Origin of the sequence: Alsobacter soli (assembly GCF_003004785.1) — a bacterium.
Lineage (GTDB): Bacteria > Pseudomonadota > Alphaproteobacteria > Rhizobiales > Beijerinckiaceae > Alsobacter > Alsobacter soli.
Map to the genome: position 1 here is coordinate 1 of NZ_PVZS01000043.1, position 18,511 is coordinate 18,511.

The window sequence follows — 18,511 nt, forward strand, 5'->3', positions numbered from 1 at the left end:
GAACCGCCGCCCGAACCGCCGCCGCCGCCGGCGCCAGAACCGCCCTTGCCGGAGCCGCCGCCGCCGCCGGCGCCAGTACCGCCCTTACCGGAGCCGCCGCCGCCAGGCCCGCCAGACGGTCCACCGTGACCGGAAGCTCCGCCATGGCCGCCGTGACCCTTTCCACCGTGGCCGCCCTCGCCGTGTCCATTGCCACCGCGGCCGTGGTCACCGGCGCCCTTGCCGCCATGCCCGTGGTCCCCGGGACCCTTGCCGCCGTGACCGTGGTCGCCGGGGCCCTTGCCGCCGTGACCGTGACCCTCGTGGCCCTTGCCGCCATGGCCGTGGCCCTCGTGACCCTTGCCGCCATGGCCGTGGCCCTCGTGGCCCTTCCCGCCATGGCCGTGGCCCTCGTGGCCCTTGCCGCCATGGCCGTGGCCCTCGTGACCCTTGCCGCCATGGCCGTGGCCCTCGTGACCCTTGCCGCCATGGCCGTGGCCCTCGTGGCCCTTGCCGCCATGGCCGTGGCCCTCGTGGCCCTTGCCGCCATGGCCGTGGCCCTCGTGACCCTTGCCGCCATGGCCGTGGCCCTCGTGACCCTTGCCGCCATGGCCGTGGCCCTCGTGGCCCTTGCCGCCATGGCCGTGGCCCTCGTGGCCCTTGCCGCCATGGCCGTGGCCCTCGTGACCCTTGCCGCCATGGCCGTGGCCCTCGTGACCCTTGCCGCCATGGCCGTGGCCCTCGTGGCCCTTGCCGCCATGGCCGTGGCCCTCGTGGCCCTTGCCGCCATGGCCGTGGCCCTCGTGACCCTTGCCGCCATGGCCGTGGCCCTCGTGACCCTTGCCGCCATGGCCGTGGCCCTCGTGGCCCTTGCCGCCATGGCCGTGGCCCTCGTGGCCCTTGCCGCCATGGCCGTGGCCCTCGTGACCCTTGCCGCCATGGCCGTGGCCCTCGTGACCCTTGCCGCCATGGCCGTGGCCCTCGTGGCCCTTGCCGCCATGGCCGTGGCCCTCGTGGCCCTTGCCGCCATGGCCGTGGCCCTCGTGACCCTTGCCGCCATGGCCGTGGCCCTCGTGGCCCTTGCCGCCGTGACCGTGGTCGCCGGGACCCTTGCCGCCATGGCCGTGGTCGCCATGGCCGCCGTGTCCGTTTCCGTGTCCCTTGCCCCCGTGGTGGTGGTGGCCGTGACCTTTGCCGCCCCCATGGTGGTGACCATCCCCGTTCCCGCCATTATCCCCGCCCGGCCCCGGCCCCGGACCAGGTCCCGGTCCCGGGCCCGGGCCCGGGCCAGGATTGCCGCCGCCGGGGTTTCCGCCAGGGTTGTTCACTCCAGGGTTGTTACCAGAGGGATTCGCGGCCGCCTGGCCGCCGCCGAGCGCTCCATGGGCGCCTGGGAGCCGAGGGGGCGCCAGAAGCGGGGCCAGCACGGGCTCCTCACGCACCACGCCAGTTTCGTAGGGCCAGGACCCAACGGGAAAATCGGCAGCGCTAACTTGTGTGGAAAACCCCAAGCAGATGGCTGAAACAGCCATGTAATACGTGCTACGCATATCGTACTCCCGAGCGAGAGCGTCACGCCCCTCGGGTTTTCGACTGCAAATTTAGTGACGCCTCTTCTTTCCCGGCGCGGCACGACTTCGCGCCACGTAAAGACAGTTTAACTATCGATTGGTAATTACCGGCATTGCCTGAGACACGCGCGCGTTAGACTCGCCCATACCGTGCCAGGTGCTTGGCCGAGACTCAGATCAGGCATCCCGCTTCCCGAACGTTCGTTCCCTCGAGGCGTTGGAGGGAGGAAGCGAGCGAAGCAGATCACGATGGGCATGGCAGCCAGGCCAAACACGGGGCAGATCCGGATCGGCACATCGGGCTGGCACTACGATTCCTGGTGGGGCCCGTTCTTCCCGGCCGGATTGCGCAAGTCAGACGCGCTGTCCTTCTATGTCGGGCAGTTCGCCGCGGTCGAACTCAACGCGCCTTTCTACCGCACTCCCACGCCCGAGGCGGTGCGCGGCTGGCGCGAGCATACGCCGGAGACGTTCCGCTTCGCCTGGAAGGCGTCCCGATTCATCACGCACTTCAAACGGCTGTCGGAGCGTTGCGACTCCTCGCTGGCGCTGATGGGGACGCGGACGGAACTGCTGGGAGACAAGCTCGGCCCCGTGCTGTTCCAACTGCCGCCGCGGATGAGCAAGGATTGCGGGCTGCTGGAGCGGTTCCTCGGGATGCTCGATCCGGGGCTATCCGCCGCCTTCGAGTTCCGGGATCCGAGCTGGTACGACGAAGAGACCTATGCAGTCCTGCGGGCGAGGAACGCCGCGCTCTGCCTTTCGGACCATGCGGCGGCGCCGGCGCCGATCGTCGCGACCGCCAGCTTCGTCTACATCCGCCTGCACGGAACGAGCGGACGATACGCGGGCAGCTACTCGGACGAGGCGCTCGCGGCCTGGGCCGCCCGGATCGCGGACTGGTCGAGCGAAGGGCGCGACGTCTGGTGCTTCTTCGATAACGACGTGAAAAGCGCCGCGCCTTTGGATGCGCGGCGCCTCATCTCTTTCTGCGCGGCGGATCAGACCACGCGTTCGGGGCTGATCGCGCCTGTCGCCGGAGCGGTCTCCGCCGCGACATCGGCGCCCGGCAGGTAGCGGGCCCGCATCGGCTTCAGCACGAAGACAGCCAGCAGGGCCGCGACCGCATTGAAGCCCACCGTGATGGCGAACACCGCGTGCCAGCCGTAGTTGGCCGCGATGATGCTGGCGACCGGCACCACGAAGGAGGCCGTGCCTTTCGCCGTGTAGAGCATCCCGGCGTTGGTCGCAGCGTACTTCGAGCCGAAGGTGTCGCCGCAGGTGGCAGGGAACAGGCTGTAGATTTCCCCGAACACCGCGAAGAACACCGCCGTGACCAGCACGAACACCACCGGGTTCTGCCCGTACCAGGACAGGATCAGGATGGCGATCGCGGCGATCGAGAAGGCGATGAACATCGTGTTCTCGCGGCCGATGTTATCCGACACGAAGCCGAAGAACGGACGTCCGAAGCCGTCAAAGATGCGGTCCAGCGAGATCGCGAAGGTGAGCGCCGCCATCTGGAAGCCGAGCAGCGACACCGGCACGTTGGCGACCTTGTAGTCATGGGCGATCGGGGCGATCTGGGCCGCGGCCATCAGGCCGCCAGCGGCCACCATCACGAACATGAGGTACATGAGCCAGAAGACCGGCGTGCGCAGCGTTTCGCCGGGCGTGCGGTCGACGCGGGTCTGCGGGATGCGCAGGTGGCGCTTCACGGCCGGGCCGGCGTGCTCCGGCTTGCGCAGCAGGAACGACATGATCATCACGACCACGCCCTGCCCGATGCCGAAGGTGAAGAAGGCCTGCTGGTAGCCCGAGTGCGCGATCATGTTCGCGATCGGCACCACCGTGATGGCCGCCCCGGCGCCGAAGCCGGCCGCCGTCACGCCGGCGGCGAGGCCGCGGCGGTCAGGGAACCACTTGAGCGCATTGCCGACGCAGGTGCCGTACACCGAGCCAGCCCCGATGCCGCCGACGATGGCGCCCAGGTACAGAAGGGCCAGCGACTCGGCGTAGGAGTTGATGATCCAGGCCAGGGTGATCATAACCGCACCGAAGCGGATCACGACGCGCGGGCCGTAGCGGTCCACGAACCACGCCTCGATCGGCACCAGCCAGGTCTCGGTGGCGACGAAGAGCGTGAAGGCGAGCTGGATGGCCGCGCGTCCCCAATGGTTCTTGGCGTCGATCGGGTCGACGAAGAGCGTCCAGCCGTACTGGAGGTTGGCGATCATGGCCATGCAGACCACGCCGAAGGCGAGCTGCAGCCAGCGGGTCGCCGGCTTGTCCTGTGTGTTCATCCCTAGGTCCTTCGTTGTTGTATTTTCCCGAAGGATGGCCGACTGGCATTTGGCATACAAGACGAGTTCTGTAGAGGACTTCTATACCTTTCTGTAATGTTTGATGAATGTTTGTTGGTATTTTGCGCTGGCATGCCAGCCGTTCGCACATAAAGAAAAACTCCGCTTCAGATAAACCGAAGCGGAGCCGCAAAGGAGCAGAAGTTGTACTCGGGATGGATGACCGAGAGCCGCGACCTTACACATGGCCCTCGGGAACGCACGTTAGGGATCGGCAATCATCTCTTGATGTTTGCCGAATGATTACATTCTCCCAACCTCAGGCCGCGAGGGGCTTGGCGGCCGGAGCGGACGCCGACTGGACCTCCGACGGAAGCGGCATCGGGCGCCCGTCCAGGGCGGCGTGGAGCCGCTCCATGTCGCACTCGCCTTCCCACCGGGCCACGACCACGCACGCGACGGCGTTGCCGACGAAGTTCGTCAGGGCACGGCACTCGCTCATGAAGCGGTCGATGCCGAGGATCAGGGCCATGCCGGCGACGGGCACGCTCGGCACCACCGACAGGGTGGCGGCAAGGGTGACGAAGCCGGAGCCGGTGACGCCGGCGGCGCCCTTGGAGCTCAGCATGGCGACGAGCAGAAGCAGGATCTGGTCGGCGAGCGACAGCGGCGTGTCGGTGGCCTGCGCGATGAACAGCGCCGCCATCGTCATGTAGATGTTGGTGCCGTCCAGGTTGAAAGAGTAGCCCGTCGGGACCACTAGGCCGACCACCGGCTTGGAGCACCCGGCGCGCTCCATCTTCTCGAGGAGCGACGGCAGCGCCGACTCGGAGGACGACGTGCCGAGCACGAGCAGGAGCTCCTCCTTGATGTAGCGGACGAGCTTGAGCACCGAGAAACCGTTGTAGCGGGCCACCAGGCCGAGCACGGCGACCACGAAGATGATCGAGGTGAGATAGAAGGCGCCGACCAGGAAGAAGAGGTTCTTGATCGACCCGATGCCGTACTTGCCGATGGTGAAGGCCATGGCGCCAAAGGCGCCGATCGGAGCCACCTTCATGATGATGCGCACGACGCCGAACACGGCCTCGGAGGCGATCTTGATGAAGTCGAGCACCGGCTTGCCCTTGTCGCCCATGAAGGCGAGGCCGAAGCCGAACAGCACGGAGAAGAACAGCACCTGCAGGATCTCGCCGGAGGCGAAGGCGCCCACGACGGTGTCCGGGATGATGTTCATCAGGAAGCCCGTGATCGTCTGGTCATGGGCCTTCGCGGCGTAGCTGGCGACCGCCTTGGTGTCGAGCGTCTTGGGGTCGATGTGCAGGCCCGAGCCCGGCTGCAGCACGTTGGCGACGACCAGCCCGACGATGAGGGCGACCGTCGAGAAGCACAGGAAGTAGAGCAGCGCCTTGGCGCCGACGCGGCCGACCTTCTCGAGGTTGGTCATGCCGGCGATGCCGCTCACGACGGTGAGGAAGATCACCGGCGCGATGACCATCTTGACCAACTTGATAAAGGCGTCGCCGAGCGGCTTCATCTGCTCGCCGATCTGGGGGTAGAAGTGCCCGAGCGCGATGCCGATCGCGACGGCGATCAGGACCTGCACGTAGAGCACCTGGTAGAACTTCTTGCGCGGCGCGGGCGCAGCGCCGGCCGGAATCGCGTGGGCCATAGGTCGTCCCTCTCCTCGAAGGCGGCAACCGGGGACGGCGTTGGTCGAGGGCGACCTCGCCGCGTCTTCGCCGGCGCCGCAACTGTTGGGCGCGTCGCGCGACCGGTGCGGCCCGCGACGAGCGGCCCATGGCAACGGGCGTGCCAAGCCCCCGCCCTGGCGGGCGCGGCCCTCGGGTGACTGAATCCTTTACGGTTTCTTACCCGCCCGCCCGCCGGCGCGCGGCGGCGCGCGCGGAAAGCGTGACTCGGGCGGGCGCGCGATGCGGATTCCCGCACTGTCCGGGCCCTTCCGCGCGTTTGCGATTTCGCGTGCGCGCGCGCGCCTTTTGCGCCAATGCAGGGGCGGTCGCCCGCGCCTCATCCCGGGCCGCATCGAGAGCCGCCATGAGCCCGCAGTCCAGGCCCCGGATCCCGCTGGTGGAGCGCCCGCGCGCGCCCTGGCTGGCGCTGGCCGCCGTCGTGGCGCTGGGGCTTGCGGCCGGCGTCTGGGAAGGCGGGCAATGGGGCCGCGCCTCGGCGCTCGCCGAGTTGCGCCGCACCGCCGACACCGCGATGGCGCTGCACGTCGCGGCGCTGCGGAGCGAGGTGGAGAAACAGCGGGCGCTTCCGGCCGTGCTCGCCCAGGATGCGGAGGTCGCCGCCGTGGCGCGCGGCGCGGCGTCCGCCGAAGACGTCCGCCGCCTCGACCAGCGCCTCGAAGACCTCAGCCGCGCGACCCGCGCGGCGGTCATCTATGTCATGGATGGCGCCGGACGGACGCTGGCGGCCAGCAACTGGCGCGAGCCGGGCAGCTTCGTGGGCCAGAATTACGCGTTCCGGCGCTATTTCCAGGAGGCGACCGCCAAGGGCGCCTTCGAGCAGTTCGCGCTCGGCACGGTCAGCAACCGGCCGGGCTACTACCTGTCGCGCAGGATCGGCGAGGAGGGCGCGCCGGCCGGCGTCGTGGTGGTGAAGCTCGAGTTCGACGCCATCGAGGCGGACTGGAGCCACGGCCGGGAGCGCACCTATGTGACGGACGCCCTGGGGGTCGTGGTGGTGACGGACCAGCCGGACTGGCGCTTCCGCACCGCGCGACGGCTGCCCGCCGAGACCCGCAGCCGGGTGCGGGACGAGTTCCAGGTCAAGCAGACGGACCTGGAGCCCCTGCCCGTTTCGCCGCTCGAGGCTGGCGACGGCGCCCTGGTCACGGCCGAAACGAGGGCGGGCGCCAAGCCAGGGCCGGCGCTTCACCTGTTGCAGCCGGTTCCCACCACGGATTGGTCGCTCCACACCCTCACCCCGCTCAGCCCGACGGTGGACCGCGCGGCGGCCCAGGGCCGGGCCATCGGAGGCCTCGGCGTGCTCGCCGCCGGGTTCGCGGCGGGCCTCGCCCTGTCCGCCCGGCAGCGCCGGCAGGAGCGCGCCCGGCGTCAGGAGGAGGCGCGCGCCGAGCTGGAGCGGCAGGTCGAGATGCGCACGCGCGAACTGCGCGACTCCAACATGCGCCTCGAAGCCGAGATGGAGGAGCGCGAACGCGCCGAGACCGCCGCCCGGACGCTCGGCGACCAGCTGGTGCAAGCCAACAAGCTCGCCACGCTCGGCCAGATCGCCGCCAGCGTGGCGCACGAGATCAACCAGCCGCTCGCCGCGATCCGGGCCTACGCCGACAACGGAGCGGTGATGCTGGACCGGCAGCGCCCGGCGGATGCCCGCGACAACCTCGTCAAGATCGGAGGCCTCACCACGCGCATGGCCCGCATCACGTCCGAACTGAAATCCTTCGGCCGCAAGGCGTCCGGCAAGTTTGAGCCCGTGTCGGCCCGCAACGCCGTGGAGGGCTCGCTGATGCTCCTGAACCACCGGATCATCGCCCAGGGAGTCGCCGTCGAGACCGCGCTGCCGCGCGGCGACATTTTGGTGATGGGCGAGCTGGTCCGGCTGGAGCAGGTGATCGTAAATCTGCTGCAGAATGCGCTGGACGCGCTGCGGGACCGGCCCGCTCCCCGCATCCGGGTCAGCCTGCAGGCCGAGGACGGCCATGCTAGCCTCGCCGTCACAGACAACGGTCCGGGAATCGACGCAGCCGCCATGGCGAATCTCTTCACCGCCTTCTCCACGACCAAAGCCGAGGGGCTCGGGCTCGGGCTGGCGATCTGCCGCGACATCGTCCGCGATTTCGGCGGCGAGATCAGCGCTGACGACGCCCACCCCGGCGCCCGTTTCACCGTGCGGCTCCGGCTCGCCCATGGAGCAGCGGCATGACTGGCGCGCGCTGCGTCGCCTTCGTGGACGACGACGAGGATCTGCGGACCGCCAACGTGCAAAGCCTGGACCTTGCGGGCTTCGAGGTGATCCCCTTCGCGTCGGCGCAGGAAGCGCTCGACCGGCTCGATTCCGAATTCGAGGGGGTCGTGGTCACGGATGTGCGGATGCCCGTCATCGACGGGATCACGCTGTTTCGCACCCTGCGCCGGATGGACCCGGAACTGCCCGTGATCCTGATCACCGGGCACGGCGACGTCCCCATGGCGGTGGAAGCCATGCGGGACGGCGTCTACGATTTCCTGGCCAAGCCCTATCCGGCTGACCGGCTCGTCTCGACCGTGTCGCGGGCGCTGGAGAAGCGGGCGCTGGTGCTGGAGAACCGGCGGCTTCAGGAGCAGCTGGAGGACGCCCGGCGCGGAGACGTCACCCTGCTTGGCGAAACGCCGGCCATGCAGGGCATCAGGGCGGCCATCCGCGACCTGGCCGACACGGACGTGGACGTCCTGGTGGAAGGCGAGACCGGGACCGGCAAGGAGGTGGTCGCAGCCGCCCTTCACCGCTGGAGCGCGCGGCGGGCGCGCCCCTTCGTGGCGCTGAACTGCGGGGCGCTGCCGGAAAGCGTGATCGAGAGCGAGCTGTTCGGCCACGAGGCCGGGGCGTTCACGGGCGCGCAGAAGCGGCGGGTCGGCAAGATCGAGCACGCGGACGGGGGGACGCTGTTCCTGGACGAGATCGAGAGCATGCCGCTTTCCCTCCAGGTCAAGCTGCTGCGCGTCCTGCAGGAACGATGCATCGAGCCGCTGGGGAGCAACGAGGTGCGGCCGGTGAACCTGCGGGTGGTGGCGGCCACGAAGGTCGACCTGGAGCAGGCCGCCGCGCGCGGCGAGTTCCGGGCGGACCTCTATTATCGCCTCAACGTGGTGCGGCTGGCGTTGCCGCCCTTGCGCGAGCGACGCGAGGACATTCCGCTGCTCTTCGCGCACTTCCTGGCCCAGGCGGCGCAGCGGTTCCGGCGCCCTGCCCCGCCGCTCACGCCTGCGCTCACGGCGCGGCTCGCCGAGCGGGATTGGCCGGGCAACGTCCGCGAGCTTGCGCATACGGCCGACCGGTTCCTCCTGGGACTGGAGCCGGGGCTGGCAGGGACCCCGGCGCGTCCTCAGGCCGGGCCAGCCGACCCCGCGCCCACATCGCTGGCGGAACGCGTGGACGCCTACGAGGCGCGGCTGATCCGCGAGGCGCTGGACCACCTCAAGGGCGACGTGCGCGCCGCCGCCGAGACGCTGGGGATCGCCCGCAAGACGCTGTACGACAAGCTCAACCGCTACGGGATCGACCCGGCGGGCTTCCGCTGAAAACCGCCCGGTCCGTCGTCGGGAGCGCAGCGAAGCGATCCAGAGTGGCCGGGCGCAAGTGTCGAAGCCTGCCGGCCGCGACCCCTGGATTGCTTCGTCGCTGCGCTCCTCGCAAGGACGGGGGCGAGGCGCCCTCGCCCTCCTCGTCATCGCGAGCGCAGCGAAGCGATCCAGACGGCTGGGCTCTATGGAACGCGATGTCGTCCCGTCATGGCCGGGCTTGTCCCGGCCATCCGCGCCGTCGAGCAGGGCGTGGAACCCCGGGACAATCCGGGGATGACGGCCAGGGAGGCGCGCCGAGTTGATTTGATAAGCGGCGGAAAGGGACCGGACGGCCGGTCCCCTGGATTGCTTCGTCGCTATGCTCCTCGCAAGGACGACCGAGGCGACTTTGACGGGATCCTATAGCGACGCCGTCAGCGGCCCGCGCAGAGCGCGCAGCTCTCGCAATCCATGGCGATGGCGCCGGCGGCGGGCGGACGGCCCCGATAGGCGATCTCTTCCATGATTTCGAGGCGCTCTGCCTCTGTGAGATAGGCCCAGCCGAGAATCTGGTCGCTGCTGCGGCCACAGCCGACGCAGATGTTCGTGGCGGGATCGACGGCGCACACCTTGATGCAGGGGGAGGAGATGGCCATGGGGGGACCCGCTCGTTGAAGGGATCCCCACCGTAGCCCTCAAGCGACGCCTCGGCAGTTCGGTCGATTCCGGTCGTGGCTTTTGCGGATGCGGCTACCGGCCAAAGCGCGGCCCGGTGAACACCTTCCAGTAGCTCACCGAGAAGCCCAGGAAGGCCAGCGCCCAGGCGATGCCCGCCACGTGGAGCAGCGCGACCGCAGCGTCGGGCCGGACGGCGGCGCAGATGCGGGCGACGCCGGCGGCCACGATGAGGGCGTACACCGCCTGCACGGGCGCGCTCGCCACCAGCGCGCGGCCCGTGTGTCCAAGGCTGGCGCGAGACATCACCGCCATGGTCATCAGGCCGACCGCGCCGACCGTCCAGGCGTGAACGCCGGCGGAGGCAGGCAGCTTGCCGAAGGCCGACGCCGCCATCAGCAGGAAGCCGAGCGGAATGAAGGCGTAGGCTACGTGCAGCACGACGACGAGGCGGTCGGCCCAGGTGCGGTCGCCCGCCCAACGGGCCAGGCGCGCCGCCTGGAGCAGGCCGGCTGCGGCGAGCAGGATGCCGGAGACGGCGCTGTCCGGCCGCACCGTCCAGGCCGCCAGGGCCAGCACGGCGCCCGCCAGCGAGACCGCGTCGAAGCGGCCGAAAGAGGCTGGCAGCCGGCCTGGCCCGCGCCGCGCCAGCCAGTTGCGGGTGAAGCTCGGCACGATGCGTCCGCCGATGAGGGCGATCAGCAGCACGGCGGCGGAGATGCCGGTGCGGAGGCCGTAGTCCGCCGAGCCGTAGGCGTGCGCCTCCCAATGGAAGGCGGCGTTGCCGGCGAACAGCAGGACCACGATGGCCACGACGCGCAGGTTGCGCCAGTTCTTGCCGGCGATCACCTCGCGCGCCGCCGCCGCCGCCACGAGGCCCAGGAAGCTGAGGTCGACGGCGGCCGCAAAGGCCCACGAGGTCCAGGCCGACGTGCTGACGGCGACCCGCCCCGCCGCCCAGGCCAGGACAAGCACGAGCAAAGGACGGCCCTGCAGGGGCAGGCGGCCGGTCCAGTTGGGGATCGCGGTCAGCAGGAAGCCGGTGACCACCGCCGGGAGAAAACCGAACAGCATCTCGTGGACGTGCCAATCGCGCGGGGCGAAGGCGGTCGGGATGCTGATCTCGCCGAAGAACTCCGGCAGCCAGGCCATGATGGCGGCGGCGCCGAAAATCGAGCCGAGCAGGAAAAAAGGACGGAAGCCGTAGGACAGGAAGGCCGGGCCGCCCTGGTTCTGAAGACGGGGGATGGGGGACATGGCAGCGCCTCTTCGATGGAGGGCGAGGGGCCCGCGCCGGGGGCGCGGGCCGGCGGCGTCAGTTGCCGGCGGACTTGGTCTGGGCGAGCTTGTCGAACAGGCCGGCGAAGACGGTCTTGGCCTTGCCGGGGTGGTTCACGGCCTTCGCAGCATCGACGTTGGCGGGCGAGCCCACCACCACCATGGCCACCATGCCCATGCCGTAGTGCGGCTTGCACTTGACGCCGTAGACGCCGGCCTTGTCGACCGTGACCGAGACGTCCTCGCCCATCTTGCCGATAAAGGCCGTCGCGCCCTCGGGCAGCATGCCGTCCACGCTCTCGGCGTTGTGGCCCTTGTCGGAGGCGACGAATTTGATCGTGTCGCCCGGCTGCGCCTTGATCAGCGCCGGCTCGAACACGAAGGTCCCATCGGCCCCCTTGTTCAGCATCTTGACCTCGATCTCGGCCGCGTTGGCGGCCCCGCAGAGGGCGCCGGCGAAAATCGTGGCGAGAAGAACGGCCTTGCGCATGATCAGCTCCTGTTGTTTGCGCGATGGCCTCCGGGGGAGGCTCGCATTCTGCTTAGGACAGGCCGGTGCGCGCGTTTTTGTCGGGGCTCAAACAACCAGCGCGATGCAACGCCGGTCAGGCGTAATCCGTAGGAGAACGGAGTCACGCCGTGGGCTTCCACCCGCTAGACTTGCGCGCGACCATACGCCCGCTGCGCGCGTTAGGAGCGCGTACGGCGAAAAGGAAGTCACCCGATGGCCGCTCTCGATCGTTCCCTCGTCTCCAGCATGCCGATCTTCGCAGGGCTCGGCCCGCAGCAGATCGACGAGGCCCTGGCCGACGCGCGCTCGGTGCGGTTCCCCAAGGGCAGCCCCGTCTTCGAGCAGGGGCACGAGGCGACGTCCTTCTTCGTGCTGCTGCACGGACACCTGCAGGTCGTGAAGCTCACGCCAGCCGGCCAGCAGGTGGTGGTCCGCTATGTGACGCCCGGCGAAATGTTCGGCATCGCGGTGCAGATGGGGCGTCCCACCTACCCGGCCACCGCCACGGCGGTGGTGGACAGCCTGGCCCTGGTGTGGCCTTCCAGCGCCTGGCCGGACCTTGTGTCCCGCGTGCCCGCCCTGGCCGCGAGCGCCTTGCAGACGGTCGGCAGCCGGCTCAACGAGGCGCACCAGCGGGTCGTCGAGATGTCCACCGAGGAGGTGGAGCGGCGCGTGGCCCACGCCCTGCTGCGCCTCGTGAAGCAGGCCGGCCGCAAGGTCGAGACCGGCATCCAGATCGACTTCCCCATCACCCGCCAGGACGTGGCGGAGATGACCGGCACCACGCTTCACACCGTCAGCCGCATCCTGAGCGCCTGGGAGGACCAGGGCCTCGTGGAGGGCGGTCGCCAGAAGATCGTGGTCAAGGACCCCCATCGGCTGTTCGCGCTCGCCGAGCGGGGCTGATCCGCACTTGCTGGCGCATGCTCCTGGACGCCGTCATCCCCGGCCGGAGCGGCGGAGCCGCGGAGGGCAAGGGGATCCAGGGCAGCCCACCCGAATGCCCATCTCCCAAGATCCTCGCCAAGCCTCCTGGATCCCCTTCCCGCGCCTGCGGCGCGCCGGGATTGACGGCGGGGAGTCTCCGACCGTTCCTGGACTGGTTCAGCCGTCCACCGTGGCCGGGCTGGCCGCGGCCGCGTTGAGCGCGGCCAGGAACTTGGGCACCGGCGTGTGGTGCTCCCGGCACGCGTCGTCCACCGTGTGAAAGCACGTGATGGGGCAGCCGACGCACATGAACTTGTGGTCCAGGAACACGCGAATGGTCTCGGGCCAACGGCGCAGGACCTCGTCGACCAGGAGGTCCGATGTGATGCGGGCCATGACAGGCCTCCTTTCCGAATACCCAGCCTAGACCCGCGGCGCAGGGCGTCTTTGCGCCCCGGCAAACGCGCCGCCGATGGCGGGCCTGCGACGGCCCTACTGGGTCAGGAACAGCGACGCGGCGATCGCGACGGACGCCAGCACGGCGACCACCGTCCCGGTGGTGCGCAGCACGCCCATGCGCCAGAGCGCGACCGCGAAGACGATGATGATGGGGGTCGTGACGACGAGTCCGGTCTGGGCGTCGGTCATGGGGGATGCTCCGGCTCACGCCTCGGATCGAGGCATACGGACCCTAGCGCGGGCGGGCCGGTTGCTTTTTGTTCCCCGACAAGGAGCCGGGCGAACGCCTCGGGGGTGACGCGCCCGACACGGCAGGCGGCGGCCAGGCGCGCGGGCCCCGGTCGCCCAACCTTACCGCGGCCTTACCGAAAGCTTGCTCCCGCACAAAGAAGGCTTCCCCCGCCTGGGTAGGTTCGGCCCGTGTCGTGGCGCGTCCACGAATCCTCCACCCCTGCACCGAAAGGCGCCTGCGATGGCTGAACGCCTGACTACGTCGGCGGCCCGAAACGTCTTCTACGGCGGTTCGGCCTTTTTCTTCGCAATCTTCGTCGGGCTGACAGCCCACAGCCACTACTACATGGCCACGACGTCCACGGACAAAGCCACGCTCACCGACAGCGTCGCCCGCGGCAAGCATGTCTGGGAGAAGAACTCCTGCATCAACTGCCACACGCTGCTCGGCGAAGGCGCCTATTTCGCGCCCGAGCTCGGCAACGTCTTCGTGCGCTGGGGCGGCGACAAGGATCCCGCCGGCGCCCGCGACATGATCAAGGCCTGGATGCAGTCGCAGCCCTCGGGCACGCCCGGCCGCCGGCAGATGCCGCAGTTCAACCTGACCGACCAGGAACTGAACGACCTGGCCTCCTTCCTCGAGTGGACGAGCCACATCAAGACGCAGAACTGGCCGCCGAACAACGCCGGCTGATGGCTCGCGTCCTCCCCGAACGAGAGATTTCGCCATGCAATACAAGACCCAGAGGGTCGCGCTGCTGTACTTCTACGGCGCCCTGGCCCTGTTCCTCGCCCAGGTCACCTTCGGCCTGCTCGCCGGCACCATCTACGTGCTGCCCAACACGCTGTCGGTGCTGCTGCCCTTCAACATCGTGCGCATGATCCACACGAACGCGCTGATCGTGTGGCTGCTGATGGGCTTCATGGGCTGCACGTACTACCTGCTGCCCGAGGAGACCGAGAACGAGCTCTTCAGCCCCTTCCTGGCCAAGCTGCAGTTCTGGCTGTTCTTCGTGGCCGCCGGCGTCGCCGTCGTGGGCTACATGTTCCGCTTCCACGAGGGCCGCGAGTTCCTCGAGCAGCCCTTCCCGATCAAGGTCGGGATCGTGATCGTGGCGCTGATCTTCCTATTCAACGTCACCATGACGGCGCTCAGGGGCCGCAAGACCACCATCACCAACATCCTGCTGTTCGGGCTGTGGGGCGTCGCGATCTTCTTCCTGTTCGCCTTCTACAACCCGCCGAACCTGGCGCTCGACAAGATGTACTGGTGGTACGTCGTGCACCTCTGGGTCGAGGGCGTGTGGGAGCTGATCATGGCCTCCGTGCTGGCCTTCCTGATGATCAAGCTCAACGGCGTCGACCGCGAGGTCGTGGAGAAGTGGCTGTATCTCATCATTGGCCTGGCGCTGTTCTCCGGCATCCTGGGCACCGGCCACCACTACTACTGGATCGGCGCTCCCGGTTACTGGCAGTGGATCGGCTCGCTGTTCTCGACTCTCGAGGTGGCGCCGTTCTTCACCATGATCCTGTTCACGGTGCAGATGACCCGCAAGGCCGGGCGCAAGCACCCGAACCGCGCCGCGGTCCTGTGGTCGATCGGCTGCTCGGTGATGGCGTTCCTCGGCGCCGGCGTGTGGGGCTTCCTCCACACCCTGTCGACGGTGAACTACTACACCCACGGCACCCAGGTGACGGCCGCGCACGGGCACCTCGCCTTCTTCGGCGCCTACGTGATGCTGAACCTCGCCATGATGGCCTACGCCTTCCCGGCGCTGAAGGCCCGCGCGCCGTACCGGCAGGGCCTCAGCACGGCCAGCTTCTGGATTATGTGCTCGGCCATGATGGTGATGACCTTCGCGCTGACCATCGCGGGCTTCGTGCAGGTCTACCAGCAGCGCGTGCTCGGCAACGGCTACATGGACGTCCAGGACGGGCTCGCCCTGTTCTACTGGATCCGCCTCGGTTCCGGCGTGGCGGTGGTCGTGGCGGCCCTGATGTTCGCCTACGCCATCCTGCGTCCCGGCGAGGACAAGGCGCTGGCCGGCGCGCCGGCCCTGCAGCCGGCCGAGTGACGGCCTGACACCGCACTGTCCGCGGGGGTCCCGCGGACGGCGGCAGGGGCCGTCGCGGCCCTCCCTTTCCGCGCCGGCTCCCCTTCCCGACACATCCCTCAAGCCCGAAGAGGCGCCCCATGACCATCGCGGTCCTTCCCTCCGTCTCCGTCGCCCCCAGCGTCCCGTTCTATTCGCCCGCCGGCAACGAAGTGGCCCTGTTCGAGCTCGCCTGGCGGCTGAAGCTCCCGGTGCTGCTGAAGGGCCCCACCGGCTGCGGCAAGACCCGCTTCGTGGCCCACATGGCCGCCCGGCTGGGCCGGCCGCTCCACACCGTTTCGTGCCACGACGACCTCACCGCCGCGGACCTCACAGGCCGCTACCTGCTGAAGGGCGGAGATACGGTTTGGGTCGACGGCCCCCTCACCCGCGCGGTGCGCGAGGGCGGCGTCTGCTACCTCGACGAGGTGGTGGAGGCCCGCAAGGACGTGGCCGTGGTTCTGCATCCGCTCACCGACGACCGCCGCATCCTGCCGCTGGAGCGCACGGGCGAGGAGTTGGAGGCGCCGGACGACTTCATGCTCGTCGTGTCCTACAACCCCGGCTACCAGAGCCTGCTCAAGGCCATGAAGCCCAGCACGCGCCAGCGGTTCGTGGCCATCGAGTTCGACTTCCTCCCGGCCGAGCAGGAGGTCCCGGTGGTTTCCGCCGAGAGCGGGCTCTCCGAGGCGAAGGTCAAGCCGCTGGTCCAGCTCGCCACGCGCCTGCGTGCGCTCAAGGGCCACGACCTGGAGGAAGGCGTCTCCACCCGCCTCGTCATCTACTGCGCCAGCCTGATCGCGGCCGGCATGCCGACGGCCGAGGCCGTGCGCGCCGCCATGATCGAGCCGCTGACGGACGAGGCCGAGGTCAAGGCCGCCCTGGTCGAGGTCGCCCGCGCCATCGTGGGCTGACCGCAACGAAGCCGGATGAGGGGCCGCACGCTCGCCCCCTCACCCCAGCCCTCTCCCCGCGCCGGGGAGAGCGGGCCCGGGGCGCCCGCCCCCTTCAAGGAGCATCCCCCAATGCTGGACTTCCTCGAACTCGAAGAAACCGTCGGCAAGGCCTGGCACCGCCTGGTCGGCCGCTCGGCCACCTATCCGCGCTTTCCGGAGCATGCGGCGACGCTCTCCGACGTGCGCGGGCCGCTGGCGGTGATGTTCCGGGGCCTCGGCGGCGAGGCGGGCGTGCAGCTCGCCGGCGCGGGGGCGCGCAAGTTCCAGCACCGGCTGGGGTGGATTCAGCGGATGGGACTTGGCGAGGAACGCCTCGAGCAGCCCGGCCGCGACAGCGCGTCCCTGTTCCTGCCCGAGCAGGTGGCGCTGTTCCCCGACCGGCAACTCAACATCGCCCTGTACCGCTGGCTGGCGGCCTGGTTCGCTGTCGTGCCCGTGGAAAGCATTTCCGATCCCGACCCGCTGCGGCGCGATCTGCTGACGCTGCGGCGCGCGCTCGCGACGACGCAGGCCGCCCTGCAAGCCTTTCCGGGGCTCAGGCCCGACTACGCCGCCCTTGGGACCGCGGTGGCGGTCGCCCGGCCCGCCCGCCCCATGCCGGCCTCCGAGAAGCAGGTCGAGGCGATCGTCATGGCGCTGCTCGGCGCCGGCGCGCCGCCCGAAGGTCCGCTGTGGGACGCGGTGGCCGCGGGCGGCCCCCTCCCCGCCAAGGCGCCCACCGGCTACCAGCCGTTCCTGCCCTGCCCGCTCTGGGGCGACGCCTGGACCCGGGAGGACGCCGAGGCCCGGCCCGAGGGCGAGGAAGCATCGGCTCCGACCACCAACGCTCCCGCCGAGACCCGTAAGCGCTTCGCCGTCCGGCAAAAATCCGAGTCGAATGCGGAACGTGACCCGCTGATCCTCAACCGTTTCGAGAAGATCCTCGCCATGGCGGAGATGGTCAATGTGGACCGTCCCGACGACGACGACGAGGATGAGGACGCCCAGAAGGCCGCCGATGAGCTCGAGGAGCTGACGCTCGGCCAGCGTTCGGCCAAGCCGGCCAGCAAGCTCAAGTTCGACCTTGACCTGCCGCCCGAAGCCGTTGATCCCACACGCCTCACGGCCGAGCTGACCTATCCGGAGTGGGACTGGCGGCGCGCCGCCTACCTGCCGAGCCACTGCCGCGTGCTGGCGGCCCCGGCCTCCCAGGAGGGCGAGCACTGGACGCCGGACGAGGACGGCCGGCGCCTGATCCGCCGGGTGCGGCGCCAGTTCGAAGCCCTGCGGCCCCGGCGCGAGATCCTCAAGGCGCAGCAGGACGGCGCCGAGCTCGACCTGGACGCGCTTGTGCGCGCCCGCTGCGACCTCTCGGCCGGCAATGGCGGCACGGATCGCGTGCACCTGCAGAGCCGCGCCCAGGCGCATGACGTCGCGGTCACTCTGCTCGTGGACGTGTCGCTGTCCACCGACGCCTGGGTGGACGGCCAGCGCGTGCTCGACGTGGAGAAGCAGGCCGCACTCGTGCTGGCGCACGGACTCGCCGCCTGCGGGGACACGCACAGCATCCTGACCTTCACGTCCCGCCGGCGCTCCTGGGTGCGGGTCGAGACCGTGAAGGACTTCGACGAGCCCATGTCGCCCACGGTCGAGCGGCGCATCGGGGCGCTGCGGCCGGGCTACTACACCCGCATCGGCGCCGCCATCCGCCATGCCTCGGCGCTGCTCGCCGCCCGGCCGAACCAGCGCAAGCTGCTGCTGGTCCTCACGGACGGCAAGCCCAACGACGTGGACCACTACGAGGGCCGCTTCGGCGTGGAGGACACCCGCAAGGCGGTCCAGGAAGCCCGGCGCCAGGGGCTCGGAGTGTTCGGCGTCACCATCGACGCCAACGCGCAGTCCTACTTCCCGACCCTCTTCGGCCGCGGCGGCTACGCCATCGTGGGCGACGTCGCCCGCCTCCCGGCCGCGCTGCCGGGCATCTACCGGCAGGTGATGAGGTAGGGTCAGGAGGCGAGTGTTTCCACGCGTGTGGAAGTAGAAGGCGGGCTTTCTCACCCCCGCGTCACCCCGGGGGTCTGCGCAGCAGGCCGGAAAGGAGATCCAGGGTCGAAAGCGCTAAACCGCGCGGCCGCGCCTCCCTGGATCCCCTTCCCGCGCCTGCGGCGCGCCGGGGATGACGGCGGAGGCGCTTCATCAAAACTTGACAATATTCCTATTTCGTGCACCATGGTCCTCACTCTCGACCCGGGAGGGGAGCGCATCCGGAGCGGTCCGTTGCGGGGTCGAGGCGCGGC

16 protein-coding genes are annotated in these 18,511 nt (G+C 69.5%); 9 read left to right on the forward strand and 7 right to left on the reverse strand.

Features of this window, described 5'->3' with window-relative positions:
- Window positions 1-143: 143 nt before the first annotated feature.
- A complete protein-coding gene (locus SLNSH_RS25040; protein WP_158266865.1) occupies window positions 144-1,502 on the forward strand; it encodes a hypothetical protein in 1,359 nt (452 codons plus the stop codon).
- 297 nt (window positions 1,503-1,799) lie between these two features.
- Entirely contained in the window at window positions 1,800-2,627 is an 828-nt protein-coding gene (locus SLNSH_RS22930; protein ID WP_245422458.1) for a DUF72 domain-containing protein, read from the forward strand.
- Here the strand turns inward: SLNSH_RS22930 and oxlT are convergent.
- Both oxlT and SLNSH_RS22940 read right to left on the reverse strand, forming a co-directional pair.
- A complete protein-coding gene (oxlT, locus tag SLNSH_RS22935; protein ID WP_106340389.1) occupies window positions 2,552-3,853 on the reverse strand; it encodes an oxalate/formate MFS antiporter in 1,302 nt (433 codons plus the stop codon). The genes SLNSH_RS22930 and oxlT overlap by 76 nt on opposite strands.
- 319 nt (window positions 3,854-4,172) lie before the next feature.
- Window positions 4,173-5,525 (reverse strand): dicarboxylate/amino acid:cation symporter, encoded by a 1,353-nt coding sequence (locus tag SLNSH_RS22940; RefSeq protein ID WP_106340391.1) that lies wholly within the window; start codon window positions 5,523-5,525, stop codon window positions 4,173-4,175.
- Window positions 5,526-5,911: 386 nt separating this feature from the next.
- Here SLNSH_RS22940 and SLNSH_RS22945 point away from each other — a divergent pair, with 386 nt between their 5' ends.
- Together SLNSH_RS22945 and SLNSH_RS22950 are read left to right on the forward strand one after the other, a co-directional pair.
- The gene (locus tag SLNSH_RS22945; RefSeq protein ID WP_106340393.1) at window positions 5,912-7,768 is read left to right on the forward strand and encodes a sensor histidine kinase; all 1,857 of its coding nucleotides are present in this window, start codon (window positions 5,912-5,914) and stop codon (window positions 7,766-7,768) included.
- Window positions 7,765-9,123 (forward strand): sigma-54-dependent transcriptional regulator, encoded by a 1,359-nt coding sequence (locus SLNSH_RS22950; protein WP_106340395.1) that lies wholly within the window; start codon window positions 7,765-7,767, stop codon window positions 9,121-9,123. The genes SLNSH_RS22945 and SLNSH_RS22950 overlap by 4 nt, the downstream gene beginning before the upstream one ends.
- Window positions 9,124-9,539: 416 nt before the next feature.
- Here the strand turns inward: SLNSH_RS22950 and SLNSH_RS22955 are convergent, their stop codons facing one another.
- From SLNSH_RS22955 to SLNSH_RS22965, 3 genes are all read right to left on the reverse strand, one after another.
- Complete coding sequence (locus SLNSH_RS22955) at window positions 9,540-9,761, reverse strand: DUF1289 domain-containing protein (RefSeq protein ID WP_106340397.1); 222 nt, start codon at window positions 9,759-9,761, stop codon at window positions 9,540-9,542.
- A gap of 94 nt (window positions 9,762-9,855) precedes the next feature.
- The gene (locus SLNSH_RS22960) at window positions 9,856-11,037 is read right to left on the reverse strand and encodes an NnrS family protein (protein WP_106340399.1); all 1,182 of its coding nucleotides are present in this window, start codon (window positions 11,035-11,037) and stop codon (window positions 9,856-9,858) included.
- Between the two features lie 58 nt (window positions 11,038-11,095).
- Window positions 11,096-11,548 carry a pseudoazurin gene (locus tag SLNSH_RS22965; protein ID WP_106340401.1) on the reverse strand — a complete coding sequence of 151 codons (453 nt, stop codon included), beginning with the start codon at window positions 11,546-11,548 and terminating at the stop codon, window positions 11,096-11,098.
- 234 nt (window positions 11,549-11,782) lie between these two features.
- On the opposite strand from SLNSH_RS22965, the gene SLNSH_RS22970 reads away from it, so the two are divergent.
- Window positions 11,783-12,475, forward strand: coding sequence for a Crp/Fnr family transcriptional regulator (locus SLNSH_RS22970; protein ID WP_106340403.1), 693 nt, complete (start codon window positions 11,783-11,785; stop codon window positions 12,473-12,475).
- 198 nt (window positions 12,476-12,673) lie between these two features.
- Here SLNSH_RS22970 and SLNSH_RS22975 read toward each other — a convergent pair whose 3' ends face one another.
- Together SLNSH_RS22975 and SLNSH_RS25185 are read right to left on the reverse strand one after the other, a co-directional pair.
- Window positions 12,674-12,892 carry a DUF1858 domain-containing protein gene (locus SLNSH_RS22975; RefSeq protein WP_106340405.1) on the reverse strand — a complete coding sequence of 73 codons (219 nt, stop codon included), beginning with the start codon at window positions 12,890-12,892 and terminating at the stop codon, window positions 12,674-12,676.
- A gap of 96 nt (window positions 12,893-12,988) precedes the next feature.
- Window positions 12,989-13,144, reverse strand: a complete 156-nt coding sequence (locus SLNSH_RS25185) for a hypothetical protein (protein ID WP_196240306.1) — start codon at window positions 13,142-13,144, stop codon at window positions 12,989-12,991.
- Window positions 13,145-13,427: 283 nt separating this feature from the next.
- Between SLNSH_RS25185 and SLNSH_RS22980 the strand changes: the two genes are divergently transcribed.
- The 4 genes from SLNSH_RS22980 (at window position 13,428) to SLNSH_RS22995 (ending at window position 18,218) form a co-directional block, all read left to right on the forward strand.
- Complete coding sequence (locus SLNSH_RS22980) at window positions 13,428-13,880, forward strand: c-type cytochrome (protein WP_106340407.1); 453 nt, start codon at window positions 13,428-13,430, stop codon at window positions 13,878-13,880.
- A gap of 34 nt (window positions 13,881-13,914) precedes the next feature.
- Window positions 13,915-15,261, forward strand: coding sequence for a cbb3-type cytochrome c oxidase subunit I (locus SLNSH_RS22985; RefSeq protein ID WP_106340409.1), 1,347 nt, complete (start codon window positions 13,915-13,917; stop codon window positions 15,259-15,261).
- A 119-nt stretch (window positions 15,262-15,380) separates the two neighbouring features.
- A complete protein-coding gene (locus SLNSH_RS22990; protein ID WP_106340411.1) occupies window positions 15,381-16,193 on the forward strand; it encodes a CbbQ/NirQ/NorQ/GpvN family protein in 813 nt (270 codons plus the stop codon).
- 111 nt (window positions 16,194-16,304) lie between these two features.
- Window positions 16,305-18,218, forward strand: coding sequence for a nitric oxide reductase activation protein NorD (locus SLNSH_RS22995; RefSeq protein WP_106340413.1), 1,914 nt, complete (start codon window positions 16,305-16,307; stop codon window positions 18,216-18,218).
- Window positions 18,219-18,511 lie beyond the last annotated feature (293 nt).